Raw genomic sequence first — 23,576 nt, forward strand, 5'->3', positions numbered from 1 at the left:
ATCCTCCCGCGAAGCGGTCCCGGATAGCCTCGGCCGCATGGCGCGCAACAGCGAACTCGGCGAGTTCCTCAAGTCGCGGCGGGCGCGGCTGCGGCCCGACGACACCGGCCTGCCCTCCTACGGGACGCGGCGGCGCGTCCCCGGCCTGCGGCGCGAGGAGCTGGCGCAGCTCGCCGGGGTCAGCGTCGCGTACTACATCAGGCTGGAGCAGGGGACGGCCGACGGCGTGTCCACCGAGGTCCTGGACGCGATCTCGCGAGCGCTGCGCCTGGACGGCGACGAGCACGCCCACCTGCACCGGCTCGCCCACCCGCCGCGCCGCGCGCCCGTCACCGCGCCTCCCCGCCTGCGGGCCCCGCTGCAGCACCTGCTCGACTCGTTCACGCACGCGCCCGCATACGTCGTCGGGCACTACACGAACGTGGTCGCGTGGAACCGGCTCACCGCCGCCGTGTTCGTCGACCTGGCGAACGTCCCGCCGGACGAGCGGACCTGGTCGCACCAGATCCACCTGAACACCGACTACAGGGATCGCCTGGGCGACAACTGGCCGACGGTGGCCCGCCGCAATGTCGCCTACCTGCGGTTCCGCTCCGGCCAGGACCCCGGCGACCCGCACCTGCGCGCGCTCATCGACTGCCTGCGGGAGCGGAGCCCCGAGTTCGGCCGCCTGTGGTCGGCGCACCACGTCACGGACCTGACGAACGGCGAGGCCCGCATCGACCATCCCGAGGTGGGACGGCTCGTCCTGCCGTTCGAGACCCTGCACCTGCCCGGCGACCCCGACCTCAGCCGCCTCATGCTCTACGCGGCCGAGCCGGGCTCGGCCTCAGAAGCGGCCCTGCACAAGCTGGCCGAGACCTCCACCCACCTCTCCAGCGCCGACCTCGTCCAGTACACCTAGCGCGGCATGGCGGCCGCGTACTCGTGCGCGAGGTCGGCGAGGCGGCGGACGTCGGGATCGCCCGCCAGTTCCCGGGCGGCCGCAACGGGCTCTCCGACGCTGTGCGCGACCGCGACCGCCCCGTTCTGGAAGAACCGGCTCACTCGGCGGCGGCGCGGAAGTGGGCGTCGCGGTCGGCGGTCGCGAGGGCGGTGTTGAGCAGGGCGATCACCGCGAAGGCGACGGCCGCCGCGGCATGGCCGACGCCGTGGAAGGCGAGCGCGCCGGCGCCGAACACGGCGGCCTTCACCAGCAGCACGAGCGGCAGCGGGATCGTGAACCGGGCGCGCGGCGCGGCGAACATGCCCCACAGGACGATCGCGGCCGCGGGCGCACCGAGCCCGAGGACGACGTTGACCGGCACGTTCCCGCCCGTCGTGAAGCCCCACCAGGCGAGCGCGGCGATGGCGGCGAGTTCCAGCAGGAACGCGAGCCCTTCGTTGGCGGCATGCAATGCCCCAGGTAGACGCACGCCGATACGGTACTCCTGTGGACGAGATCACCTGGCGGGAGGGCGGCCGGGACCATCGCGTCCGCTGGCGGTCGGAGAGCGGCGCGCCGCCGCCCCGCCGCATCGTGGTCGCCGACGACGAGACGCGCGCGGACGACGCCTACCGCCTGGCGTCCGAGGGCACCGCGCTTCTGTGGCGCGGCGACTTCCAGAACGCGCGGCAGCTCCTCAAGGCCATGGCGCGCCGGATCGACCGTCCCCCGCGGCGGCGCAGGAACAAGCCCGAACCAGAGCGCGCGCAGGCGTTCCACCTGTACCGGCAGGCACGCGCCCAGCGCGCGCGGACGCTCGGCATGCTGCTCATACCGTTCGACCCCGGTCACGTCATTCCGCTACGGCGCGCCCCGAACGTCCAGGACGCCTGCACGGAGGCCTACGGGCCGGACGACCAGGCCTACATCACCTCACTGCGAGAGCTGCTCGGCCTGATCGGCGCCCACGAATGGCACGAGAAGGGCGTCCCCATCCCGGCGCTTGGCGGCGAGCACATACACCCGCACTACGGCGTCTTCTCACCGATCAGAGGCGAATACGTAGACCTGGTGAGCGAGGCGCCGCTCCCGCCGACGAAAACGGCGTTCGACATAGGCACCGGTACGGGCGTCCTGGCAGTGGTACTGGCACGCCGTGGCATCGAGCACGTCGTCGCCACTGACCAGGACCCGCGTGCGCTGGCATGCGCCCAAGAGAACGTCGAGCGGCTGGGTGTGAACGTCGAGGTCGTCCAAGCCGACCTCTTCCCGGACGGACGCGCCGGCCTAGCCGTCTGCAATCCGCCCTGGGTTCCGGCCAAGCCCAGTACCCCGCTGGAGCACGCCGTCTACGATCCGGGCAGCCGGATGCTGCGCGGCTTCCTGTCCGGTCTCGCCGACCACCTCGAACCGGGCGGGGAAGGCTGGCTGATCCTCTCCGACCTGGCCGAACACCTGGGCCTCCGCACGCGGGACGAGCTCTTGCAGATGATCTCCTCGTCCGGCCTGCGCGTCGCGGGCAGGCTCGACACCGCGCCGCGCCACCCCCGCGCCGCCGATGCCGACGATCCCCTCCACGCGGCCCGCGCCGCCGAGACCACGTCCCTGTGGCGGCTCACCGCCGGGTGACGCCGGTCAGCGGTGGCTGCGGTGCGCGCTCTCGGGGCCGATGACGCGCAGCAGGTCGAGGGACTCGATGCTGCCGCTGCCGGGCGGCGGTGTGAAGACGAGGAGCCGCTGGTCCTCGGCCGGTGTCAGCAGCGCCTCGGTGTCGAACTCGATCAGGCCGACCTCCGGGTGCACGACCTTCATCCGGCCGGTGCGCTCGAAGGCGACCTCGTGCCGGTCCCAGATCCGGGTGAACTCGTCGCTGGCCGCGTGCAGCCGTTCGACCAGGGCGGACGCGGCCGCGTCGCCGCCCCGGCGCGCGACGGCCGCCCGAAGCTGGGCGACGTGCCGGCGCCCGTGCGGCTCATGCTCCTCCTCCGGGTACGCCTCGCGGACGAACGGATCGGTGAACCACCGCAACACGATGTTCCGGTCGGGCTCCTCCACCGTGCAGACGCATCCGAAAAGGGCCTCGGCCAGCGCGTTCTGCGCCAGCAGGTCGCCGAGGTCGCCGATGATCTGCGCCGGCGTCTCGTGCAGCCGGTCCAGCAGGTACAGCATGCTCGGCCGGACGTACTCGCCCGCGAGCGGCCCGGCGGGCGGCCGGTGCCCGGCGAGGACGTACAGGTGGTCGCGCTCGGCGATCGTGAGCCGCAGGGCGCGGGCGAGCGCGCCGAGCAGCTGCGTGGACGGCTGCGGGCTGCGGGCCTGCTCAAGGCGCATGTAGTAGTCCGCCGACATTCCGGCGAGCTGCGACACCTCCTCGCGGCGCAGCCCCGGGGTGCGGCGCCGGGGGCCCGCCGCCAGCCCGACCTCCTGCGGGCGGAGCCGCTCGCGGGAGCGGCGGAGGAAGTCGGCGAGCTCCTTGCGGTCCATCTCCATACCCCCATGATTCCGCTCCGTCCGGAATGCCCGTAGAGCTGAGACTGGGACCGATTGTCCTAGCCAAAGCGGTCCGCTCCTCATCGCCGCCTCGCGCTGGCAGCGTCGACGCCGTCCAGGCACAGCACCGGGAAGGACGACCGCCATGCCGAAGCTCACCGTTGGAAACGCCACCGTCCCCTACCGCGTCGAGGGGTCGGGGCCCGCACTCGTCCTCGTGCACGGCGTCGGGCCCGGCTCGGCCATGTGGGACCAGCTGCTCGACCGGTTCACCGATCACCGCACCGTCGTCCTGCCCGACCTGTCCGGCAGCGACCCCGCCGAGGACGACGGCTCCCCGATCACCGTCGAGGCGCTCGGCGCGCAGGTCGACGCCGTGATCGAGGACGCCGGCACGGGCCCCGCCGACGTGGTCGGGTTCTCGCTCGGCGCCCCGACCGCCGTCGCGGCCGCGGCGCTGCGACCGGACCTCGTCCGGCGGCTCGTGCCCGTCGCGGGCCTGTCCCACGCGGGAGACGAGTACGTCCAGCAGCACATGACCACCTGGTCGAGCCTCGCCGGCAGCCCCGAGGTCTTCGGACGGTTCGCGACGCTCACCGCGTTCAGCCGCGCGTTCCTCAACCGGATCGGGCATGACGCGGTCGAGCAGCAGCACGCGTTCATGGGGCTGAACGACGACCGGCTGCGGCAGATCGACCTGGTCAAGCGGCTCGACATCCGGCCGCTGCTGCCCAAGGTCGCGGCGCCGACCCTGGTCCTCGGCGCGGCCCGCGACCAGACGATCCCCGTCGACAACCATCGGGAGCTGTTCGCGGGCATCCGCGGCAGCGAGTACGCCGAACTCGACACCGGCCACGTGGCGATGGCCGAGCGGCCCGACGAGTTCGTCAAGCTCGTCCGGGACTTCTTGGACCGCCCCTGACCGCCGCGGCGGGCACCATGGAGGACATGCGTCCCATCGATCAGCAGACCATCCTCATCACGGGCGCGACCGACGGGCTCGGTCGCGCCCTGGCCGCCGAACTGGCCGCCGAAGGCGCCACGGTCCTCGTCCACGGACGCGACGACCGGCGCGGCGAGGCGACCCTCAAGGAGATCGGCGGGAAGGCCTCCTGGTACCGCGCCGACCTGTCCTCGCTCGCCGAGACCCGCGCGCTCGCCGAGGCCGTCAGCGCCGACCACCCGCGGCTGGACGTCCTGGTCAACAACGCGGGCATCGGCGTCGACGGCCCGCGCCGGGAGAGCGCGGACGGCCTCGAGCTGACCTTCCAGGTGAACTACCTGTCCGGCTACCTGCTCACCCGGCTCCTGCTGCCCACCCTGACCGCCTCCGCGCCCGCCCGGATCGTCAACGTCAGCAGCCTCGGCCAGCAGGCCGTCGACTTCGACGACGTGATGATCACTCGCGGGTACAGCGGGACGCGGGCGTACTGCCAGAGCAAGCTCGCCCAGATCCTGTTCACGATCGATCTCGCCGCCGAGCTCTCCGGGACGGGCGTCACCGCGAACGCCCTGCACCCGGCCACCTACATGCCGACCAAGATGGTGTCCTCGCCGATCAGCACCCTGGAGGAGGGCGTCCGCGCGACCCGCCGCCTCGTCACCGACCCCGCCCTGGACGCCGTGTCCGGCCGCTTCTTCGACGGGCTCCAGGAGGCCCGCGCGAACGCCCAGGCCTACGACTCCGAGGCCCGCGCCCGCCTGAAGGCCGTCTCCGACGAGCTCACGTCTCCTTGAACCGGCGCGCTCAGACGTTCACGGCCTCCCAGATCGGACGGACCTCGACCCGCTTGACGCGCCACCCGTCCGCCGTCCGGACGGCGCGCAACTCGTAGCGCTCGCCGAGCAGGCGCAGCCCGTCCTCCCGGGCGAAGAACACCAGCAGGTTCGCGCCGATCGCGGCCTGGTCGCCGGCCACGTCGATCAGGGGGTTGGTGATGAAGTGCTGGGTCGGCACCGTGTGGTTCCGGCGCGCCTGCGCGACGAGGGCTTCGACCCCCTTCGCGACGCCGCCCAGGGTGTGCGCCTCGGCGTCCTCGGTGAAGACGGCCCGCCCGTCGCTCGGGCTCTTGTCGTCCAGCCACAACCCCAGACGGCTGACGAGGTCGGAGAGTTCGGCCCGGTCGTCCACGGCTCCTCATTTCATTGGTAGTACCAACATTGGCTATGCCAACACTATCGATCGTTGGCCGAACCAACAAGCCCTAGACTGTCCGCATGACGACGTCCGACGACCGGACGCCCACGCGGCTCCGGCACACCCCGAGCTGGCTGATCAATCTGGCCTCCGCGCACAGCCACCGCCTGCTCGCCGAGGGATTCACCGCGGCGGGCGCCCGCGGCTACCACTACCGCCTGCTCGCCGCGCTGGACGAGTACGGCCCGTCCAGCCAGGCCGACCTCGGCCGCCGCTCGGGCATCGACCGCAGCGACGTGGTCGCCGCCCTGAACGAGCTGGCCGCCAAGAGCCTGGTCGACCGGTCCCCCGACCCGTCCGACCGGCGCCGCAACGTCATCACGCTCACCCCCGAGGGCTCCCGCCACCTGGCGGAACTGGACGAGGTCCTCACCCGCATCCAGGAAGACCTGCTCGCCCCCCTGTCGGAGGACGAGCGCACCCGGCTCACCGAACTGCTGCTCCGCGTCGTCGACCACCACGCGGAGAACCGCCGGCCCGGTTAATCGATGGCGATCGTTGGCGCGACCCACATAAGGTGGTCGCCCCCGACCGAGGAGCCGCCCATGCCGCCCGCCGTCCGCTTCGCCGAACTGCCGCCCGCCGCGATGAAGGCCCTGCTGGAGGACGATCTCGAGGGCGCCGGCGCCGTCGCCGGGGTCCCCCTCACCGACTACTTCACCACCGACGACGCGAAGTACCTGTGGCGCTTCCGCCTCGCCCAGCTCGATCGGGACCCGTCCCACGCCCCGTGGATCGTCCGGGCGGCCGTCGCCGAACCGGAGGGCGTGGTCGTCGGCCATGCGGGCTTCCACGGGGCCCCGGACGAGAACGGGACCGTCGTGATCGCCTACTCCGTCGACCCCGCCCACCGCCGCAGGGGCTACGCCCGCGCGATGCTCGCCGCCCTCCTGGCCCGCGCCGCCTCCGAACCGTCCGTCACGACCGTCCGGGCCACGATCAGCCCCGACAACGAGGCGTCCCTGGCCACCATCGCCGGCCACGGCTTCACCCACGTGGGCGAGCAATGGGACGAGGAGGACGGCCGAGAACTGATCTACGAACGCCCCGCCCGCTGAATCCGGTCCGCGGGTCCGGCGTGACCGAGATGGCCACGTTGTAGGTCTTGTGACCTTGTCGCCCGGCCGGTGCCGCTGGCCGCCCAGTCGGTCACTCAGCGGCCAAGGCGAACGCGTGAACAGTCGTCCGGACTCGCCCGCTACAGGGGCGGGCGCGTCACCTTCACCGGCGTCCCGTAGTCGGAGAACTCGGTGACCGAGGTGAAGCGGACGGGGTCCCGGTCGGCGATCTCGGGGGCCGCGCCGCTGATGACGGTCGTCTGCACGACCTTCTGGATCTTGCGCGTCGCGATCCCGATCGTCACCGTGCCCGTGATCCGCGTCCCGGCGGGCGACCCCTCGGCGGGACGGGCCGCGTGGGAGAAGGCGTAGGTCCGCACCGCCGCCGCACCGCTGCCGGACCGGCCCTCGGGCGTCAGCGTTCCGAACGTGGCCAGCATCCGCAGCATCCGCCCGGGGTCGGCGGTCAGCTCCTGCGGGCCGGTGGTGCCGCGCGTCAGCCCGTTCAGCCCGTGGTCGAGCTTGCGCCAGGTCTTGCCGCGCAGCACATAGCGGTCGTCTCCGATGAAACGCTGCTCCATCGGCACCGATCCGGGGCCGCGCAGGTAGCCGCGCCGGTTGGGGGCGTCGAAGGCGCCCTGATACGTCTCCACCGTCTCGCGCCGGCCACGCGAGCTCAGCGTCCAGGTGAGTTTCACGTGGAACGTCGTGCCCGCCGTCGCCTCGGTGGCCCCCGCCAGGGTGACGTCGCCGCCGCGTCCGGGGATGATCAATCGGTCGCCGTCGTCGTCGCCCGGGACGAGGTTCCCGCCGATGGTCGCGGCGGCCACCACCAGGGCGACGGCGCCGGTGCCGAGCGCGCCGGCAGCCGTGTGGCGCCTCCGCCTGGCGCGGCGGCCGCGGTGCACCACGGCCTCGATCGGCGCGCTGGGAATCGGGTGCCTGTCGGTCGCCGACCGCAGCATCCGGGTCAGCCGTTCCTCGCTCATCGTGTGATCTCCTCGGTCTGCGGAAGGGCGAGCGTCGAACGGAGTCGTTTCATCGCCCGGGAGTGCTGGCTCTTGACGGTGCCGACGGAGCATCCGAGGAGCTCGGCGGCCGCCGCCTCCGTCATGTCGGCGTAGTGGCGGAGCACGACGACGGCGCGCTGCTGGCGGGGCAGGGCGAGCAGCGCCCGGCGGAGCTCGTCGTCCGGTTCCCGCGGGGAACTGGAACGGGCGTCGAGGCGTTCGGGGGCCTCGGTCAGCAGCTCGCGGCGCCTGCGCCGCCACCAGCTGACGTTGCCGTTGACCAGCATCCGTTTCAGGTAGGCGTCCGGATCGCCGTCGGCCACCCGGCGCCAGCGCACGTACAGCTTCACCAGGCAGTCCTGGAGGAGCTCCTCGGCGCGGTGGGCGTCGCCGGTCAGCAGCGTGGCCAGCCCGTAATGGCGCTTCCACGCTGCGGCCGCGAACGTGGCGTACGCGGCTTCCTGCGTCGGTTCACTCACGCCCATTGAACGCCGCAGGGAGCGCGGATGGTTGGCAGGATCGCCGGGGCAATGACGGGCGGGGGTGTTGTGGGCGCGGTCGCGGCTCAGACCTTGGACGACGCGGCGAACCGGGCGCGGTAGGCGGACGGGCTGAGGCCCGTCTGGCGGCGCACCCGAGTGCGCAGGTTGGCGGGGGTGCCGAGGCCGCTCGCGCGCGCGACGGCCTCCAGGCGGAGTTCGCCTCTTTCGATGAGCCTGCATGCCAGCGCGACCCGCTCGGCGTTCAGCCAGGCCAGCGGGGTGGTGCCGAGTTCGGCCTGGAAGCGGCGGTGCAGCGTGGCGGCGCTGGTCGCGGCGCGGGCGGCCAGGTCGGCGACGGTCAGCGGCTGATCGAGGCGCTCCTGGGCCCAGGCCAGGACGGGCGCCAGCGAGGTGTCCGGGATCGCGGGGACGGGACGTTCGACGAACTGCCGCTGGCCGCCGTCGCGGTGCCCGGCGAAGACCAGGCGGCGGCTGACGGCGTTGGCGATCTCCGCACCGCGGTCGCGGCGCACGAGGTGCAGGCCGAGATCGAGTGCGGCGGCGCTGCCCGCCGCGGTGAGCACGTCACCGTCGTCCACGAACAGCACATCCGGTTCGAGCCGCACCGACGGGACCGGCGCCCCACGCCCGGGCACGCCGCCACCCGGCGCGGGGGAGCGGGTCAGGAGCTGAGGACCTCGCGCTCGATCTGCTCGAACTGCGCGCCCATCGCCTCGGCCAGCGCGGTGGCCCCCGACAGCGGGCGCACCATGACCGTCAGCTCGTCGATCAGCCCGTCCTCGTCGATGTGGAGGAAGTCGCACCCGTGCACCTGCCGGCCGTTCACGGTCGCCTGGAACATGAGCGCGTGGTCGCGGCCGTCCGCGCCGACGATCTCCCGCACGTAGCGGATGTCCTCGAACACCCGCGCCGCGGCCCGCACGATCGCCGCCGTGATCGCCTTGCCGCGGTACGGCTTGAACACGACCGGGCTGGTGAACACGGCGTCGTCGGCCAGGAGCCCCGCGATCGCCGCCGTGTCCCCCGCCTCCACCGCCCGCCTGAACGGATGCATGCAGCACCCCCGAAATATCCAACTTGTTGAATAGGTGCAAATTACACTAGCCGCACCGCCGGGGGCCGTCCACCTGGCGGCGGCGTGGCGGTGGTCACGGGCCGATACGCTCGGAACCATGTCGTTGCGGAACGCGGTCCTGGCCACGCTTCTGGAAGGCGAGGCGTCCGGGTACGACCTGTCCAAGAGCTTCGACGCCGGTGTGGCCAACTTCTGGATGGCCACTCCCCAGCAGCTCTACCGGGAGCTGGACAAGATGGCCGCCGACGGGCTGATCCAGGCACGCGTCGTCCAGCAGGAGCGCCGCCCCAACAAGCGCCTGTTCTCCCTCACCGAGGCCGGCCGCCGCGCCCTGCACGAGTTCACCGCCAGGCCCCCGCGGCCCGGCGCGATGCGCGAGGAGCTGATGGTCCAGGTCCAGGCGGTGGACGCGGGGGACGCCGAGGCCGTCATGGCCGCCCTCCGCGAGCGCCGGGCCTGGGCAGAATCCAAGATCGCCCGCTTCGAGCGGCTCCGGGCCCGCTTCCTCGACGGCCGCACCGAGGAGGAGTACCTGGCCGCCGCCGACCGGATCGGCCCCTACCTCACCCTCATGCGCGGCCTGGCGTTCGAGCGCGAGAACCTCCGCTGGTGCGAGGAGACCCTGACCATCCTCGACCGCCGCACCACCGCCCACCCCCTGAAGAGCTGACCGCGTCTCCGGCGGCCGCCGGCGCGGCATCCGCCCGGTCTCAGGCGGGAAGGGGCTCCACGCAGGCGAAGGCCGGCCCGCCGTCGCCGCCCGTCCGCTCGGCGGCGCCGATGAAGCCGGCGAGGGCGTCGCGGGATCGGGCGAGCCTCTCCATCTGATCGTCCAGTCGCCGCAGCCGTGTCCGCATCGCGGTCAGCAGCTCGGGGCATCCGAGCAGCTCCGGGGCCTCCCCGGCCGCGCAGGGCAGCAGATACGCGATGTCCTCGGAGGACAGACCGGCCCCGAGCAGGTGCCTGATCTGCTTCACCCGCAGTACGGCCGCGTCGTCGTACTCGCGGTAACCGTTCGCGCCGCGATCCGCCTCCAGCAGCCCCTGCGCCTCGTAGTAGCGCAGCTGGTGGGCTCTGACGCCCGTTCGACGGCTCAGCTCCCCGATCCGCATCGCATCCTCACTTGACCTTCAGACCGGTGTCAACGTTGACGATGCTGCCATGGGCAACAACACCGACATCCCCGTGACGGTAATCGGACTCGGCCTGATGGGCCAAGCACTGGCCGGCACGTTCCTGAAAGCCGGACACCCCGTGACCGTGTGGAACCGCACCGCCTCCAAGGCCGACCCGCTCCTGGACGCGGGCGCGCGACTGGCGCCGACGATCGGCGACGCGCTCGAAAGCGGTCCGTTGACGATCGTCTGCCTCACCGACTACCAGGCCGTGCGGGAGGTCCTCGACACGACCGAGCCGGACGGCACGACGCTGGTCAACCTCACCTCGGGCAGCTCGGCCCAGGCGCGGGAGGCCGCCCGGTGGGCCGAGGGGCGCGGCGCCCGCTACCTGGACGGCGCCATCATGGCCGTCCCGCCGGCGATCGGGACCGACGAGGCGGTGATCCTGCACAGCGGGCCGCGCCCGGACTTCGAGGCGCACGAGTCGGCACTGCGCACCCTCGGCACCGTCACCTACCTCGGCGAGGACCCCGGGCTCGCGTCCCTCTACGACGTCGCGGGCCTGGCCATGATGTGGGGCGTCCTGAACGCCTGGCTCCAGGGCACCGCCCTGCTCGGGACGGCCGGTGTCGACGCCGCGACGTACGCGCCGTTCGCGCGGCAGATCGCCGCCGTGGTGGCCGGATGGCTACCCGGATACGCCGAGCAGATCGACCGCGGCTCCTACCCGGCCGAGGTGTCGGCCCTGGAGACCGACGCGCGGGCGATGGCGCACCTGGTCGAGGAGAGCGAGGCGGCCGGCGTCGACGCCGGGCTGCCGAAGCTGTTCAGGGCGATGGCCGACCGCGCGATCGCCGCAGGGCACGGAGCGGAGCAGTACCCCGTCCTGATCGACGAGTTCCGCATCCCCCGCATCCCGCGGTGACCGCGCTGCGAAGGCCGCGCCACCTGGAGGGCCGGGACGAGAGGGACTTTTGGGGCCGGCTGACGTTCAGAGGTCGACCTCGTCTGCCGCGCCGCCGAGTAGCCCCACGTCCTGGAGCTGCTGGAGAGCTTCGGTGACGAACGGCGGGACGCGCAAGCCCGCCAGACCGGACGGCGGATAGAACTCCAGCTTCACGCCCTCGGTCAGCGGGATCGTCGCCGGATCCCCGTGCCAGAACCCGGTGAAGAACACGACACGATCACCGTCGGGCCCCGGCGGATGCTCCAGCCGTTGCGTCAGGGAGAGGCTGAGCCCCGTCTCCTCGCGCAGTTCCCTGGACACCGCTTCCGCCGGGGTCTCGCCCGGCTCGGCCAGGCCGCTCGGCAACGACCAGTACCCCGGCCATGCGATGCCGGGGACATCGTCTCGCAGATGCATCAGGACCCGTCCGAGGCGATCGGTGAGGATCACCGCCACTCCGAACGGCTCGTCCTGCGGGACAGCGCTGGCCACCCGACGCCCCCATCCACAAAACGGAGATCCGGCGATGCCGGAACGCACCGCGCTCACAACTCAGGGGTATACCCATTGACGTCCGGGCCCGGAAACCTGGGCGCGGCCGCCCCGGCAGGGTTTCACCAGTCTCGCCACTCGTCCGTGAGCGCGGCCGGATCGATGCCCCGCCGGCGTGCCAGCGCCTCGACATCGATTCCGGTGTGAGTGAGCGCGTCGTCGATGTACTCGCAGAGTTCCTCACGGTCGATGGTGTCGAAGCTGTGGTCATCGGTGCCGTCGACCTGGTTCAGGGCGACGACCACGTGTTCTACGGCCGCCATCACGGCCTGGTCAGAGGCGACGCCCAGGGCGGCCAGCTCCACTTCGAAGGCGAGCAGCGCCTGGTCGACCCGCTCCAGGAACGAGTCGGGCAAGGTGCCGAGCTGCCGCCAGCTCTCGGTAGGGCGCGTGATCATGCGGGGACCGTAGCGAGCACCTCGGACATCCAGACCGCCAACGCCGAGCCCGCCCCGAAGGCCCGCGTCTTCGGCGGGGCAAGCCCGCGCCACAGGGTCACTGGGCCATGTCGACGAAACGGCTGTAGTGGCCCTGGAAGGCGACCGTCACGGTGGCGGTCGGGCCGTTGCGGTGCTTGGCGACGATCAGGTCGGCCTCGCCGGCGCGCGGCGACTCCTTCTCGTAGGCGTCCTCCCGGTGCAGCAGGATCACCATGTCCGCATCCTGCTCGATGCTGCCCGATTCGCGAAGGTCGGACACCATGGGCTTCTTGTCCGTCCGCTGCTCGGGACCTCGGTTGAGCTGGGAGAGCGCGATGACCGGGACGCCCAGCTCCTTGGCGAGGAGCTTCAGCGAGCGGGAGAACTCCGAGACCTCGACCTGGCGGCTCTCGACGCGCTTGCCCGACGTCATCAGCTGCAGGTAGTCGATGATCACCAGGCGCAGGTCGTGCTGCTGCTTGAGGCGGCGGCACTTCGCGCGGATCTCCATCATCGACATGTTCGGGGAGTCGTCGATGAACAGCGGAGCCTCGGCGACCTCGCTCATGCGCCGGGCGAGGCGGGTCCAGTCCTCGTCCTGCATGGTTCCGGACCGCATCGCGTGGAGCGCCACCCGCGCCTCCGCGGACAGCAGCCGCATCGTGATCTCGTTGCGCCCCATCTCCAGGCTGAAGAAGGCCGAGGTCAGCCCGTGCTTGATGGACGCGGCTCGGGCGAAGTCGAGGGCGAGCGTCGAGTTGTGCGTGGGGATGCAGGAGCGCCCCGCCAGGTACATGTGGTCGTCGTTGTCGACCTGGACGCACCTGACCGGCACGCTCTCGACGGGCCGGACGTCCACGATGTACCGCGCCGGTGGGTTCCCGGGGACGTCCGCACGCTGCCGGGCGGCCTTGCGCGGCAGCCGGAACACCGTCTCGGCGGGGACGAAGGTCATCCGCCAGAGGTCTTCTCCGGCGGGGTCGGCGGTCGTGGCGACGTCGTGGCCGAGGCTGAGGAGGAGCTCGCGCACGCCGTCCGCGAGGCGCGCGGACGGGACGGCGACGTCGACGCGGCCGTCCGGGGAGATGTGCCCGCAGACGTCGAGCAGCCCGGCCAGCAGCGCCCGCCGCTGAGCGGCGGAGGCCCGCAGATACCGGGAGGGGATGTGCTTGGCGCCGAGCAGGCCGAGCGAAGCGAGCCGCTCGCGTGTGCCGGGCAGGAGGTGGCACCCGAAGACGGCCTCCGCGGCGGTCTCCTGGCCGGTGGCCTCGATCCCGGTGATGACGGCGCCGTCCAGGCAGGTGATGCGGGCCTCGTCATCGTCACCGGCACCGAGCCACGCGCCGAGGACGTAGGGGTCGAGCGGCAGGTCTGCCTCGGGGAGGTCGAACGCGGCGGCGAACTCCACGGCGCGGCGGGGCCCCCCGTGAAGGGCCGCGAAGATCTGCTCGGTCGTCTCGATCCGCTGGACGGCCTCGCCCACGTGCGGCGGCGCGGTCGCGCGGCCTACCGGGGTGCCGGCCCCGGGGGACGGTGAACCCGAGGGCGTCCCGCCGCCGGTGCCGGTCACCGAGGACCGGCGGTTGGCGGCGTGGACGAGCTCAGCGTGGTGCGAACCGGGCTGCCGCGCCGTGGCGGGGCGCGCGTCAGCGGTCAGGCGGTGTGTGCACGGCCCTGCGCCCATGCCCGCGGTCGCGCGGACGCGGGCGTTTCCTTGACCTGTGAAAAGGCCGCGGCAAGCGGCCTCGGCGACGGTGGGAACGGGCTGCCGGACGTCGGCCGGGGCCGGCCGCCGACCGGGAAGGGAGGAGGCATCCTGGGAGGCGCCCTCTCCGGTGGTGGTGCGCCACTGGTGCTGGGCGTCGGCGACGACGACCTCGCCGTCGGAGAACTCGATCTCGTAGCAGGGGCGGCCGTGCATCACCTCGGTCGCCGCGACCACGCGGGTCGGCCTTCCGTCGGCTCCGATCAGATGGTCGCCGGGCCGGACCTCGCCCATCGTCGTCCACCCGGCCGGGGTCGGAAGCGGCGTGGCGACGTGCAGCGCCTTGCCCATGGCGGGCCGTGCGGCGACCACGATCATCTGGCCGGGGTGCAGGCCGTTGGTGAGGGCGTCGAGGTCGGCGAAGCCGGTGGGGCAGCCGACCATCTGGCCGCCGCGGCTGCCGATCGCCTCGATCTCGTCCAGGGCCCCCGGCATGATCTCGCTCAGCGCGACGTAGTCCTCGCCGGCGCGCTTCTCGGCGATGGCGAAGACCTCGGCCTGGGCGCGGTCGAGGACCTCGTCGGCGTCGGCGCCGTCGGCGGCGTAGCCCATCTGCACGATGCGGGTGCCGGCCTCGACCAAGCGGCGCAGGACCGCGCGCTCGTGGACGATCTTGGCGTAGTACCCGGCGTTGGCCGCGGTGGGGACCAGGGAGATCAGGGTGTGCAGGTAGGGGGCGCCGCCGATGCGGCCGATCTCGCCGTTCTTGGTGAGCTCGCCGGCGACGGTGACGGCGTCGGCGGGGTCGCCCCGGCCGTAGAGGTCGAGGACGACGTCGTAGATGATCTGGTGGGCGGGACGGTAGAAGTCGGGGGTGCGCAGCATCTCCACGACCTCGGCGATGGCGTCCTGGGACAGCAGCATCCCGCCGAGCACGCCCTGCTCGGCCGAGATGTCGTGCGGGGGGGTGCGCTCGAACTCGTGCTCCTGCGGCCCGATATCCGCAACGCTCACCGCCACACCCCCTTCGTCCTGGCCCGCCGGCGGCCCCGTGCGCCCATCGCCGACCGTGCACCTCACGTCTACCTGTCGCGTCGGACATTCTCGCGAGGGCACGCCCCCGCGGGCAAAGCGGCCTGTGGACAAGCCTGTGGACGACCTGTGCAGACACGCGGGACAGGTTGTGCACGACCTGTGGACAACTCTGTGGATTCTCCGTGAACGACGTCCGGATCCACATGCTGAGCTGCGATGACCTCATCCACCGGGTGTGCGGGAAAGAAAGTGCGCCGCCCGGCGCCATGTAAGGCTCTTATTTCATTTGGGAGTTACACGCTGGTAGCCTCGGCGCGATGACGACCCCCCGGCGGCTCGCGAGCGCGCACGACCGCGAGATCCTGCGCCTCGCCGTGCCGGCCTTCGGCGCGCTCGTCGCCGAGCCCCTCTTCCTGCTGTCGGACTCGGCCATCGTCGGGCATCTCGGCACCGCGCAGCTGGGCGGGCTCGGGGTCGCCGGGCAGGCCCTCAACACGCTCGTCTACCTCTGCGTCTTCCTCGCCTACGGGACGACCGCGGGGGTGGCCCGCCAGGTCGGCGCGGGGGACCTGCCGGGGGCGATCAGGCAGGGCATCGACGGCATGTGGCTGGCGGTCGCGATCGGCGCCGTGCTGGTCGTGGCGGGCTGGCCGCTGGTCCCCTGGATCGTGGACGCGTTCGGAGCGTCCCCGGGCGTCGCGCCCTATGCCGAGACGTACCTGCGGGTGAGCCTGTTCGGGATTCCGTCGATGCTGGTCGTGCTGGCCGGGACCGGAGTACTGCGCGGCCTCCAGGACACGCGCACGCCCCTGCTCGTGTCGATCGGCGGTTTCTCGCTGAACCTGCTTCTCAACGCGGTGTTCGTCATGGGGCTCGGCTGGGGGATCGCCGGATCCGCTTGGGGCACCGTCCTCGCGCAGACCGGCAGTGCCGTCGTCTACGTGGCCGTGGTGCTGCGGGCGGCTCGGCGGCACGGCCTCTTGGTCCGCCCTGACTGGGATGGGTTGCGGACGTCCGCCACGGCCGGTTTCGGGCTGCTAGTTCGGACGGCGGCGCTGCGCGTCGTCCTCATCGTCGGGACGTCGATCGCGGCGCGCATGGGGGACCCGGAGATCGCCGCGTACCAGGTCGGGTTCCAGGTGTGGACGCTGCTGGCGTTCGCGCTCGACGCCATCGCGATCGCGGGGCAGGCCATCACCGGGCGCTACCTGGGCGCGTCCGACATCACCGCCACGCGGGCCGTCACGCGGCGGATGGTCTGGTGGGGCGTCGGCTGCGGTGTCGTGTTCGGCCTGGCCATCCTCGTGATCCGGCCGTGGCTGCCCGCCCTGTTCACCTCCGACGGCGACGTCCGGGACCTCCTGCTCGCCTCACTGCTCCTCGTGGCGGCGCTGCAGCCGGTCGCCGGGGTGGTGTTCGTCCTGGACGGCATCCTGATCGGGGCGGGCGACGGCGCCTACCTCGCTGTGACGACGCTGGTCGCCACGGCCGTCTTCCTGCCCGCCGCCCTCGTCGTCCACCGGACGGACGCGGGACTGGCCGGCCTCTGGGCCGCGATCGGCCTGTGGATGCTGACCCGGATGATCACGTTGAGCCTGCGCGCCCGCGGCGACCGGTGGATGGTCACCGGCGCCACCCGCTGACCCCTCGGTGGCCCCCAAGAGAATCAGGCGGGCACCGAGGAGACGGACGGCGATGGGGTGGAGGTGGCCGAAGGCTTTATGTCCGGTACGGGCCTGTCGAGCATGGGCAGCTTGACCGACGCGAAGTTCCTGGGGGCGCCGCACAGGACGAGGGAGCGCTCCTCCCACTGGTCAGCCAGGGCTTTGGTGGACTCGTCGCCCTTCAGCCGGTCGTACACCGGCTTCGTCACGGCGATGTGCCAGGGAGGGACCGCCTTGGTGATGGAGAACACCAGGTTGACGGTGTCGCCGGTCAGTTCCTCGGTGTACCGCTTCCCGTCCGACCGGGGGACGGCGATTACGGAACCGTCGGATATGGCGCTGGAGACGGCGAACTGGGTGGCCCGGCTCGGCGGCTGTCCCTTGCCGGCGTACTGGACCTCATGCGCGGCCTCCGTGAGGAGCTCCCAGCATTGGGGCACCAGGTCCTGCCATGCCACCGCGTGGGCCTCCTGAGCGGTCTTCAGCGCACGGAGAGCCCGTTCGCGGGGCGTCCCCCGGTAGGCGACCAGGAGGCAGTCGCCCTGCCAGGCGTAGATGTCACCACCGAGGGACTTCGCGATCGGCTCCACCTTCGACCAGAAGCTCCGAGCCAGGACTCCGGCGCGCCTGGGATCGTGCGGCCCCAGTTCGTACACGATCCGGCTGAAGCCTCGGATGTCCACCAGCAGGAACGCCGCTTCGAACTCCGACGCTTCGAGTTCAGCCTCTCCGGGCCTGGTGCTCACGTCTCCTCCTACTCCGCCTGCACCTGATCGGCTCTCTTGCCCTCAGCAGGAGCGATCAGGTGCTGGGCCACGCTCGTCGCGATGAACACGGCCCCGATGGTCACCAGGGCGATGACCTTGACCTTGGAAAGCGTGGGGACGTGCAGAAGCCCCCCGATCTGCAGACCTCCCCCCACGAGCCCGATGGCGATGCATACCGCTCCAACGACGTCCAGCGACATGGTGCCTACCTTCCTTCCGGGTCACCACACCCTGAAGGTAAATCATAAGCATCCATTTGTGAAGGCCTCCACACACAAGAGTGTGACCGGACCTATGAGTCTGTGGAGTAGATCTTGCGCAGGCCTTCGAGATCGAGGATGAGCATCCTGCCGTTGCGGGTCGCCACCAGGCCCTCGTCACGGAGCCTGGACCATGTGGTGGACACCGACTCGCGGGAGATGCCGATGAGGCTGCCGAGCTCGGTCTGGGTGCGCGGATAGGGGAGCCAGATGCCGTCCCGGTTGCTCCGGCCGACCTTGTCGACCAGGCTGACCAGGATCTCCGGGATCTGCATGGAGGTCTTGTGCTTCTGGAAGTGGATGTTGGCGGTCTGCTCGTCGACCCGCTCCGCGAGGATCTCCGTGTAGGTCCACCACGCCTCTTTGTGGTTCCAGAGGAAGTCCTTGAACTGGGTGTCCTCCAACTCCAGCACCTCGACCTCGTCCAAGGCCCGCAAGGACGCCGAGCGGGGCTTGTTGAGCAGGCCCGCCATGTCCCCCACGATGTCGCCCTCTCCACGGAAGGCCAGCAGCCTGCCGTTGGCTCCGGGAGCGGAGGGGTCCCCCGGCCTGGGGTCGGGCTCGGAGACGACGGCCGCCCACCCGCGCAAGATGATCATCACCGAGCGGGACCTCCCCCGCTGGCGGATCAGCCTGTCACCGGGCGGGAGGACGTCGCGGGTCGTGTACTCCAGCAGCGCGGCCCGCTCGGCCTTTCCGAGCCTCCCCCAGAAGGATGTATCTTGAGTCATACACCACAGTGTAAGCCTCCACACCAAGGTGCGGCCATGCAACCGACGTCCTGTGGACGTCGGGGTCGCGTGAGCGGCGCGGCCAAGGGCCGACAGGCAGGTCAGTGCCCTCCCGGTCCCATCAGCGCGCGGACACTCCCGGCCCGCCCGATTCCCGGTTCGCCGCCGCACCGCAGACCACTCCCGCTACTATTCGAACATGTGTTCCACACACGGCGAGCGGATGGCCCGGCTGACTCAGGCGATCGACGACCTGGCGGCGGAGGGACTCGCCGGCCTGCCCCCCGAGACCCTGGTCGAACGGGTGGCGGGCATCTGGTCCCTCGTCGAGGGCATCGATCCCGAGATCGCCCGGCGCCGCACCCGCTACACGACGCCCGAGACGTAGCGGCTCAACCCAGGTCGTCGAGGGACGGCAGCAGCGGCGACAGGATCGACCCGCCTTCGGAGCCGCTCTGGCTCGTCGAACTCTGGCTCGGCGCGCTCTCCAGCCGCTCGGCCACCGAGCGCCTCAGCTGGGGCAGCCGCGCGTAGAGGACGTCCCCGGGGCACGAGGTGCTGTTGTAGTCGCGGTGCCCGACGATGGCTTCGGACGGGTCGAGATCGTACTTCTGGCAGAGCCAGACGCACACCTCCATCAGCGATCTCCACAGGGCGCCCGGCACCTGCGCGGACATGTAGGTGCCCTCGTTCTCGATGCCGATGGTGTGCTGGTTGTGGTGCAGGGCCTGCGCGCCGATGGCGAGGCCGCCGGACCGGATGGCCCTGAGGCTCCGGTTGCGGCCCTCCATCACGATGCCGCCGCGGCTGATCGTGAGCTGCTGGCCCACGTCGTCCCAGCCGTTCTTGTTCATGTGGATGTTCTGGATGGACCGCGACAGGGCGAACGCGTGGGCGAGCGAGCGGTCCCGCGCGTTCGCCGTCGCCGTGTGGTGCACGATGATGTGGTCCGGCGGCCGCTCGACCACCTCGGCCCCGCGCCTCGGCGCCCTCGCGTTCCACTGCGCCCGCGTGTACACCTGCGGGGCGTCGGCCGTGAACAGCACGCGGTCGCCGGCCCCCTGGCCCGGCCCCGCCGTAAGATCCGCCGCCATGGCCTCATTCTGGCGGGACGTCCCCAGGGGCAGCACCCCCAGCAGCCCGGCCCCCATGACGCCGCCGATGGCCGCCCTGCGTGTCACTGCCCTGCCCGTGATCCGCCGGTCGTGCGCGCCCTCCCCCGAATGCGCGATCACCACCGCCCCCCTTCGTCCCGCGACACTGTGATCACGGAACGTAATCACCGCAAAGTTGATCACTCAAACACACGGCGATTCACGGGCGTTTCACGGGAAATCCGGACATCCGCTCCCTGGCAAACGGCGGCAGACCCCGCATCCCCGGACCCTGCGACCAGGTCCGAAAACGAGTTTCTGGGTGTGCGCGAACGCCGACGACCCCCGGGCCCAAGAGGCGGGCCCGGGGGTCGTCGAACGGTCGTGCGTCAGGCCTCGACGACGTTGACGTCGATCGTGGCGTTGACGTCGCTGTGCAGGCGCACGCTGACCCGGTGGGTGCCGACGGTCTTGATCGGGTTCCCGATCTCGATGCGGCGGCGGTCCAGGTCGGGGCCGTTGGCGGCGCGGACCGCCTCGGCGATGTCGGCGGCCGTGACGGCGCCGAACAGGCGGCCGTTGCTGCCGGTGCGGGTGCTCAGCGTCACGCGCAGCCCGCCGAGCCGGTCGGCGACCTCGCGTGCGTGCTCGACGGTCGCGATCTCGCGGGCCGAACGCGCCTTCTTGATCGAGTCGACCTGCTTCTCGGCGCCCCGGGTCCACTTGATCGCGAACCCGCGGGGAACGAGGTAGTTGCGGCCGTAGCCGTCGCGGACGTCGATGACGTCACCGGGCTCGCCGAGCCCGGTGACCTGCTGGGTCAGGATGAGCTTCATGTTCTTTACCCCCTGCCTCAGCGCGCGGTGCTGGTGTACGGCAGCAGCGCCATCTCGCGGGCATTCTTGATCGCCGTGGCGACGTCCCGCTGGTGCTGGGTGCAGTTGCCGGTCACCCGCCGGGCACGGATCTTGCCGCGGTCGGAGATGAACTTCCGCAGCAGGCCCGTGTCCTTGTAGTCGACGTAGGAGATCTTCTCCTGACAGAAAACGCAAACCTTCTTCTTCGGCTTGCGGGGAGGTGGCTTCGCCATCGTGGTGCTCCTTTGTGAGAGCCCCGCTTACGCGGGAATGGGCGTGTACTCGTTGTCTCTTTGTCGCGCCGGAGCGGCGTGCTTAGAAGGGCGGGTCGTCGGAGAAACCGCCGCCGCCACCACCGCCGCCGGTGGCCCAGGGGTCGTCGGCCGGGGCGCCGCCCTGCTGGCCGCCGCCGAAGCCGCCGCCCTGCTGGCCGCCGCCTCCGAAACCGCCGCCGCCTTGCTGGCCGCCGCCGAAGCCGCCGCCGCCCTGGCCACCGCCGCCACCGAAGCCGCCACCGCCGCCACCGCCGCCCTGCCGCTGGGTCTTGTTGACCTTGGCGGTGGCGTTGCGCAGCGACGGGCCGACCTCGTCGACCTCGACCTCGAAGACGGTGCGCTTCTCACCCTCGCGGGTCTCGTAGGAGCGCTGCTTGAGGCGTCCCTGCACGATCACCCGCATGCCACGCTGCAGGGTCTCGGCCACGTTCTCGGCGGCCTGCCGCCAGACGTTGCAGGTCAGGAAGAGCGCCTCGCCGTCCTTCCAGTCGCCCGCCTGGCGGTCGAAGAACCGCGGGGTCGAGGCCATGCGGAAGGAAGCGACCGCCTGGCCGCTCGGGGTGAAGCGCAGATTCGGGTCCTCGACGAGGTTCCCGACGATCGTGATTACGGTGTCGCCTGCCATGGGGCTCGCTCCGGCTGCTGTGAGGGCTGAGCCTGGCTCAGTGGACCTCGGGGCGGATGACCTTGGTACGGAGGATCGACTCGCTCAGGTTGAGCTGCCGGTCGAGCTCCTTGACCGTGGCAGGCTCAGCCGACAGGTCGACCACCGCGAAGATGCCTTCGGACTTCTTCTGGATGTCGTACGCCAGGCGCCGGCGGCCCCAGACGTCGACCTTCTCAACGCTGCCGCCGTCGTCCTTGACGACCTTCAGGAACGGGTCGAGCGCCGCGCCCGCGGTGCGCTCGTCGATGGCGGGGTCGAGAATGGTCATGAGTTCGTAACGACGCATGCTGTGTCCCTACCTCCTCTGGACTGGTGCGGTCACGGTCTCTCCGTGACAGGAGGGCTCTTGCGTCCGTCGCGGCGGCGCCGGACCCGGATCGCCGGGCGGACCTGCCGCGAGACCGATACAGGCTACCAACACTGAGGGGCGTTTGCGCCGCTCGTCTCGGGGGTGCGGGGGCCGCCCCCCGTGAACGCGGACGCCGGTTCCCTGAGCGGAGCGCAGGGGCGGGCTGGGCGTGCGGCATGGGTGGACCTAGCGCCTTGCATGGGATTGTGTGGGGCGGGCACAGCGGCGCCGTTCGAGCTCGGCCATGATGTCGGCCATGCGGGCGCGCATGCGGGCGGCCTGCGTGGTCAGCATCGACAGCTCCTCGACGAGCTCCGCGTCACCGATGAGCCCCAACTCCGCTTTGTTCACGGTGTGCACCTCCCTGCTCTTCCCCCGCTTCCCCTCGGGGGACGGACCCGCGCCGGTGTTCTCGAATCCGTGTTCGACCGTACCGGGTGCCGCCGACATTCCGCGCCGCTCGCCGGTTGATCCCCGGCATGGCTGGGAATTGCTTTACCCGCATGGTCCGTCCGGTCCCGCGCTCACCGTGTGGCCACTGGCGCGGGAGTCTGAGCTGGAGGAGGAGCCCGATGTCCCAGCAGGCGACCGGCGCCGGCGCACCCGAGCGCGCCGTCCGCGCCCAGAGCGAGGCCGAGCCCCATCGGCGGAAGGACGTGCTGGCGGTAACCGCGGTGACGATCGGGATCGTGGCGCTGATCCTCGGCTGGATCCCCGCGGCCCACTTCGCGGGGGCGCTGCTCGGCGTGATCGGCCTGCCGGTCGCCCTGTACTCCCAGATGGTGTCCGCGACGACGAACGAGCGTTGGCTGAACGTGATCGGGATGGTCGCCTCCTTCGTCGGCGCCGGCTTCGCGCTGAGCCACGGGGGCTTCTCGATCTGACCTGGGGCCGGCATGGCCGCGCGGCCTGTCGGAGGGCGCGGCTAATCTCGTGGGCATGCGCATCGGAGCCCACGTCGACCAGAACAACCCGCTCGACAACGCCCGCGCGGTCGGCGCCGACGTCGTCCAGTTCTTCCTCGGCGATCCGCAGGGGTGGAAGAAGCCGGTCCTGCCCGAGGGCGTGGAGGCGCTGAAGGGCTCCGGCGTCGACGTGTACGTGCACGCTCCCTACACGATCAACGTGGCGACGTCCAACAACCGGATCCGGATTCCGAGCCGCAAGAACCTCACGCAGCAGCTGGAGGCGGCCGCGTCCATCGGCGCGAAGGCGCTGATCGTGCACGGCGGGCACGTGCTGAAGGACGACGACCCCGAGACCGGCTTCGAGAACTGGCGCAAGGTGTTCGAGCGGGTCGAATGCCCGATCCCGGTCTACATCGAGAACACCGCGGGCGGCGGGAACGCCATGGCGCGCAGGTTCGACCGGATCTCGCGGCTGTGGGAGGTCCTCTCCGGGGTGCCGGGCCTGGAGTCCAAGCTCGGTTTCTGCCTCGACACGTGCCACGCGCACGCGGCGGGGGAGGAGCTCGTCGACGCCGTCGACCGGATCAAGGCCATAACCGGCCGCATCGACCTGGTGCACTGCAACGACAGCCGGGACTCGTTCGGGTCGGGGGCCGACCGGCACGCCAACCTGGGCAGCGGCAGCATCGACCCGGAGCTCATCCTCGGCGTGGTGAGGGCGGCGGGCGCCCCGGTCGTGGTGGAGACGCCCGCGGAGGGCCAGGCCGACGACATCTCGTGGTTGCGTTCCCAGCTCTGAGGAAGCAGAGTCGGGTTCGTCGCCTGTGTCCGGGAACCGCGGTGGCGGGTGCGGCATCTAAATGCACGTAGACCCAGCCTGACGACAAATCTCGAAGGTCACGTCACACTGGCATAATCCGGAACCAGCCCTCAGCGCACGCGTGCTCTCCGGCGGCGGGCGCGCGAATCGA

33 protein-coding genes are annotated in these 23,576 nt (G+C 71.4%); 12 read left to right on the plus strand and 21 right to left on the minus strand.

Features of this window, described 5'->3' with window-relative positions; all coding sequences use genetic code 11:
• The first annotated feature begins 37 nt into the window (after positions 1 to 37).
• Positions 38 to 904 (plus strand): helix-turn-helix transcriptional regulator, encoded by an 867-nt coding sequence (locus BKA00_RS27415; protein WP_185029645.1) that lies wholly within the window; start codon positions 38 to 40, stop codon positions 902 to 904.
• Here BKA00_RS27415 and BKA00_RS27420 read toward each other — a convergent pair.
• Both BKA00_RS27420 and BKA00_RS27425 read right to left on the minus strand, forming a co-directional pair.
• Complete coding sequence (locus tag BKA00_RS27420; protein ID WP_185029647.1) at positions 901 to 1,047, minus strand: hypothetical protein; 147 nt, start codon at positions 1,045 to 1,047, stop codon at positions 901 to 903. The two genes, BKA00_RS27415 and BKA00_RS27420, sit on opposite strands and share 4 nt — an antisense overlap.
• Complete coding sequence (locus tag BKA00_RS27425) at positions 1,044 to 1,415, minus strand: YrdB family protein (RefSeq protein WP_230298631.1); 372 nt, start codon at positions 1,413 to 1,415, stop codon at positions 1,044 to 1,046. Before BKA00_RS27425 ends, BKA00_RS27420 begins: the two co-directional genes overlap by 4 nt.
• Before the next feature lie 17 nt (positions 1,416 to 1,432).
• On the opposite strand from BKA00_RS27425, the gene BKA00_RS27430 reads away from it, so the two are divergent.
• A complete protein-coding gene (locus BKA00_RS27430; protein WP_230298630.1) occupies positions 1,433 to 2,554 on the plus strand; it encodes a methyltransferase in 1,122 nt (373 codons plus the stop codon).
• Between the two features lie 6 nt (positions 2,555 to 2,560).
• Here BKA00_RS27430 and BKA00_RS27435 read toward each other — a convergent pair whose 3' ends face one another.
• Positions 2,561 to 3,415 carry a helix-turn-helix transcriptional regulator gene (locus BKA00_RS27435; RefSeq protein ID WP_185029652.1) on the minus strand — a complete coding sequence of 285 codons (855 nt, stop codon included), beginning with the start codon at positions 3,413 to 3,415 and terminating at the stop codon, positions 2,561 to 2,563.
• Between the two features lie 145 nt (positions 3,416 to 3,560).
• Here BKA00_RS27435 and BKA00_RS27440 point away from each other — a divergent pair, with 145 nt between their 5' ends.
• Positions 3,561 to 4,337: an alpha/beta fold hydrolase gene (locus BKA00_RS27440; RefSeq protein ID WP_185029655.1), complete on the plus strand. Its 777-nt coding sequence runs from the start codon at positions 3,561 to 3,563 to the stop codon at positions 4,335 to 4,337.
• Between the two features lie 26 nt (positions 4,338 to 4,363).
• A complete protein-coding gene (locus tag BKA00_RS27445; protein WP_185029657.1) occupies positions 4,364 to 5,152 on the plus strand; it encodes an SDR family NAD(P)-dependent oxidoreductase in 789 nt (262 codons plus the stop codon).
• 10 nt (positions 5,153 to 5,162) lie between these two features.
• Here the strand turns inward: BKA00_RS27445 and BKA00_RS27450 are convergent, their stop codons facing one another.
• Positions 5,163 to 5,546, minus strand: coding sequence for a nuclear transport factor 2 family protein (locus tag BKA00_RS27450; RefSeq protein ID WP_185029659.1), 384 nt, complete (start codon positions 5,544 to 5,546; stop codon positions 5,163 to 5,165).
• An 86-nt stretch (positions 5,547 to 5,632) separates the two neighbouring features.
• Between BKA00_RS27450 and BKA00_RS27455 the strand changes: the two genes are divergently transcribed.
• On the plus strand, positions 5,633 to 6,097 hold the full coding sequence (locus BKA00_RS27455) for a MarR family winged helix-turn-helix transcriptional regulator (RefSeq protein ID WP_185029661.1): 465 nt from the start codon (positions 5,633 to 5,635) through the stop codon (positions 6,095 to 6,097).
• Positions 6,098 to 6,157: 60 nt separating this feature from the next.
• Positions 6,158 to 6,670, plus strand: a complete 513-nt coding sequence (locus BKA00_RS27460; protein ID WP_221493310.1) for a GNAT family N-acetyltransferase — start codon at positions 6,158 to 6,160, stop codon at positions 6,668 to 6,670.
• A 140-nt stretch (positions 6,671 to 6,810) separates the two neighbouring features.
• Here the strand turns inward: BKA00_RS27460 and BKA00_RS27465 are convergent, their stop codons facing one another.
• The 4 genes from BKA00_RS27465 to BKA00_RS27480 form a co-directional block, all read right to left on the minus strand.
• Positions 6,811 to 7,659: a hypothetical protein gene (locus BKA00_RS27465; protein WP_185029663.1), complete on the minus strand. Its 849-nt coding sequence runs from the start codon at positions 7,657 to 7,659 to the stop codon at positions 6,811 to 6,813.
• On the minus strand, positions 7,656 to 8,159 hold the full coding sequence (locus tag BKA00_RS27470; RefSeq protein ID WP_230298629.1) for a SigE family RNA polymerase sigma factor: 504 nt from the start codon (positions 8,157 to 8,159) through the stop codon (positions 7,656 to 7,658). The genes BKA00_RS27465 and BKA00_RS27470 overlap by 4 nt, the downstream gene beginning before the upstream one ends.
• Before the next feature lie 86 nt (positions 8,160 to 8,245).
• Positions 8,246 to 8,818: a helix-turn-helix domain-containing protein gene (locus tag BKA00_RS27475; protein ID WP_230298628.1), complete on the minus strand. Its 573-nt coding sequence runs from the start codon at positions 8,816 to 8,818 to the stop codon at positions 8,246 to 8,248.
• A gap of 26 nt (positions 8,819 to 8,844) precedes the next feature.
• A complete protein-coding gene (locus tag BKA00_RS27480) occupies positions 8,845 to 9,237 on the minus strand; it encodes a nuclear transport factor 2 family protein (protein WP_185029667.1) in 393 nt (130 codons plus the stop codon).
• 118 nt (positions 9,238 to 9,355) lie between these two features.
• Here BKA00_RS27480 and BKA00_RS27485 point away from each other — a divergent pair, with 118 nt between their 5' ends.
• Positions 9,356 to 9,928, plus strand: a complete 573-nt coding sequence (locus tag BKA00_RS27485; RefSeq protein ID WP_185029670.1) for a PadR family transcriptional regulator — start codon at positions 9,356 to 9,358, stop codon at positions 9,926 to 9,928.
• 40 nt (positions 9,929 to 9,968) lie between these two features.
• Here the strand turns inward: BKA00_RS27485 and BKA00_RS27490 are convergent, their stop codons facing one another.
• Positions 9,969 to 10,370, minus strand: a complete 402-nt coding sequence (locus BKA00_RS27490) for a MerR family transcriptional regulator (protein ID WP_185029672.1) — start codon at positions 10,368 to 10,370, stop codon at positions 9,969 to 9,971.
• 49 nt (positions 10,371 to 10,419) lie between these two features.
• On the opposite strand from BKA00_RS27490, the gene BKA00_RS27495 reads away from it, so the two are divergent.
• The gene (locus BKA00_RS27495; RefSeq protein ID WP_185029675.1) at positions 10,420 to 11,301 is read left to right on the plus strand and encodes an NAD(P)-dependent oxidoreductase; all 882 of its coding nucleotides are present in this window, start codon (positions 10,420 to 10,422) and stop codon (positions 11,299 to 11,301) included.
• Between the two features lie 66 nt (positions 11,302 to 11,367).
• On the opposite strand, the gene BKA00_RS27500 is transcribed toward BKA00_RS27495, so the two are convergent.
• From BKA00_RS27500 to dnaB, 3 genes are all read right to left on the minus strand, one after another.
• On the minus strand, positions 11,368 to 11,814 hold the full coding sequence (locus BKA00_RS27500) for an NUDIX domain-containing protein (RefSeq protein WP_230298627.1): 447 nt from the start codon (positions 11,812 to 11,814) through the stop codon (positions 11,368 to 11,370).
• A 122-nt stretch (positions 11,815 to 11,936) separates the two neighbouring features.
• A complete protein-coding gene (locus BKA00_RS27505) occupies positions 11,937 to 12,272 on the minus strand; it encodes a hypothetical protein (protein WP_185029677.1) in 336 nt (111 codons plus the stop codon).
• Positions 12,273 to 12,369: 97 nt separating this feature from the next.
• Positions 12,370 to 15,012 (minus strand): replicative DNA helicase, encoded by a 2,643-nt coding sequence (gene dnaB, locus BKA00_RS27510; RefSeq protein ID WP_185029680.1) that lies wholly within the window; start codon positions 15,010 to 15,012, stop codon positions 12,370 to 12,372.
• A gap of 338 nt (positions 15,013 to 15,350) precedes the next feature.
• On the opposite strand from dnaB, the gene BKA00_RS27515 reads away from it, so the two are divergent.
• A complete protein-coding gene (locus BKA00_RS27515; protein ID WP_185029682.1) occupies positions 15,351 to 16,676 on the plus strand; it encodes an MATE family efflux transporter in 1,326 nt (441 codons plus the stop codon).
• Between the two features lie 23 nt (positions 16,677 to 16,699).
• On the opposite strand, the gene BKA00_RS27520 is transcribed toward BKA00_RS27515, so the two are convergent.
• From BKA00_RS27520 to BKA00_RS27530, 3 genes are all read right to left on the minus strand, one after another.
• Positions 16,700 to 17,443, minus strand: coding sequence for a hypothetical protein (locus tag BKA00_RS27520; RefSeq protein ID WP_185029685.1), 744 nt, complete (start codon positions 17,441 to 17,443; stop codon positions 16,700 to 16,702).
• Positions 17,444 to 17,451: 8 nt separating this feature from the next.
• On the minus strand, positions 17,452 to 17,664 hold the full coding sequence (locus tag BKA00_RS27525; protein WP_185029687.1) for a hypothetical protein: 213 nt from the start codon (positions 17,662 to 17,664) through the stop codon (positions 17,452 to 17,454).
• Between the two features lie 92 nt (positions 17,665 to 17,756).
• Positions 17,757 to 18,455, minus strand: coding sequence for a Crp/Fnr family transcriptional regulator (locus BKA00_RS27530; RefSeq protein ID WP_185029690.1), 699 nt, complete (start codon positions 18,453 to 18,455; stop codon positions 17,757 to 17,759).
• Between the two features lie 199 nt (positions 18,456 to 18,654).
• On the opposite strand from BKA00_RS27530, the gene BKA00_RS27535 reads away from it, so the two are divergent.
• A complete protein-coding gene (locus BKA00_RS27535) occupies positions 18,655 to 18,843 on the plus strand; it encodes a hypothetical protein (RefSeq protein ID WP_052357975.1) in 189 nt (62 codons plus the stop codon).
• A 4-nt stretch (positions 18,844 to 18,847) separates the two neighbouring features.
• Here the strand turns inward: BKA00_RS27535 and BKA00_RS27540 are convergent, their stop codons facing one another.
• The 6 genes from BKA00_RS27540 to BKA00_RS27565 all read right to left on the minus strand — a co-directional run bounded on the left by BKA00_RS27540 (position 18,848) and on the right by BKA00_RS27565 (position 22,048).
• Positions 18,848 to 19,690: an N-acetylmuramoyl-L-alanine amidase gene (locus BKA00_RS27540; protein ID WP_230298626.1), complete on the minus strand. Its 843-nt coding sequence runs from the start codon at positions 19,688 to 19,690 to the stop codon at positions 18,848 to 18,850.
• A gap of 248 nt (positions 19,691 to 19,938) precedes the next feature.
• Positions 19,939 to 20,385, minus strand: a complete 447-nt coding sequence (gene rplI, locus BKA00_RS27545) for a 50S ribosomal protein L9 (RefSeq protein ID WP_185029693.1) — start codon at positions 20,383 to 20,385, stop codon at positions 19,939 to 19,941.
• Between the two features lie 17 nt (positions 20,386 to 20,402).
• Entirely contained in the window at positions 20,403 to 20,639 is a 237-nt protein-coding gene (rpsR, locus tag BKA00_RS27550) for a 30S ribosomal protein S18 (RefSeq protein WP_019631633.1), read from the minus strand.
• Positions 20,640 to 20,721: 82 nt separating this feature from the next.
• Positions 20,722 to 21,306, minus strand: coding sequence for a single-stranded DNA-binding protein (locus BKA00_RS27555; RefSeq protein WP_185029695.1), 585 nt, complete (start codon positions 21,304 to 21,306; stop codon positions 20,722 to 20,724).
• Positions 21,307 to 21,343: 37 nt separating this feature from the next.
• Complete coding sequence (gene rpsF, locus BKA00_RS27560) at positions 21,344 to 21,634, minus strand: 30S ribosomal protein S6 (protein WP_185029698.1); 291 nt, start codon at positions 21,632 to 21,634, stop codon at positions 21,344 to 21,346.
• Between the two features lie 249 nt (positions 21,635 to 21,883).
• A complete protein-coding gene (locus tag BKA00_RS27565; protein WP_185029700.1) occupies positions 21,884 to 22,048 on the minus strand; it encodes a hypothetical protein in 165 nt (54 codons plus the stop codon).
• A 221-nt stretch (positions 22,049 to 22,269) separates the two neighbouring features.
• Here BKA00_RS27565 and BKA00_RS27570 point away from each other — a divergent pair, with 221 nt between their 5' ends.
• Positions 22,270 to 22,581, plus strand: a complete 312-nt coding sequence (locus BKA00_RS27570) for a hypothetical protein (RefSeq protein ID WP_185029702.1) — start codon at positions 22,270 to 22,272, stop codon at positions 22,579 to 22,581.
• 55 nt (positions 22,582 to 22,636) lie between these two features.
• Positions 22,637 to 23,404 carry a deoxyribonuclease IV gene (locus BKA00_RS27575; RefSeq protein ID WP_185029705.1) on the plus strand — a complete coding sequence of 256 codons (768 nt, stop codon included), beginning with the start codon at positions 22,637 to 22,639 and terminating at the stop codon, positions 23,402 to 23,404.
• Positions 23,405 to 23,576: the final 172 nt, after the last annotated feature.

Source organism: Actinomadura coerulea, assembly GCF_014208105.1.
In the GTDB taxonomy this organism is placed as follows: domain Bacteria; phylum Actinomycetota; class Actinomycetes; order Streptosporangiales; family Streptosporangiaceae; genus Spirillospora; species Spirillospora coerulea.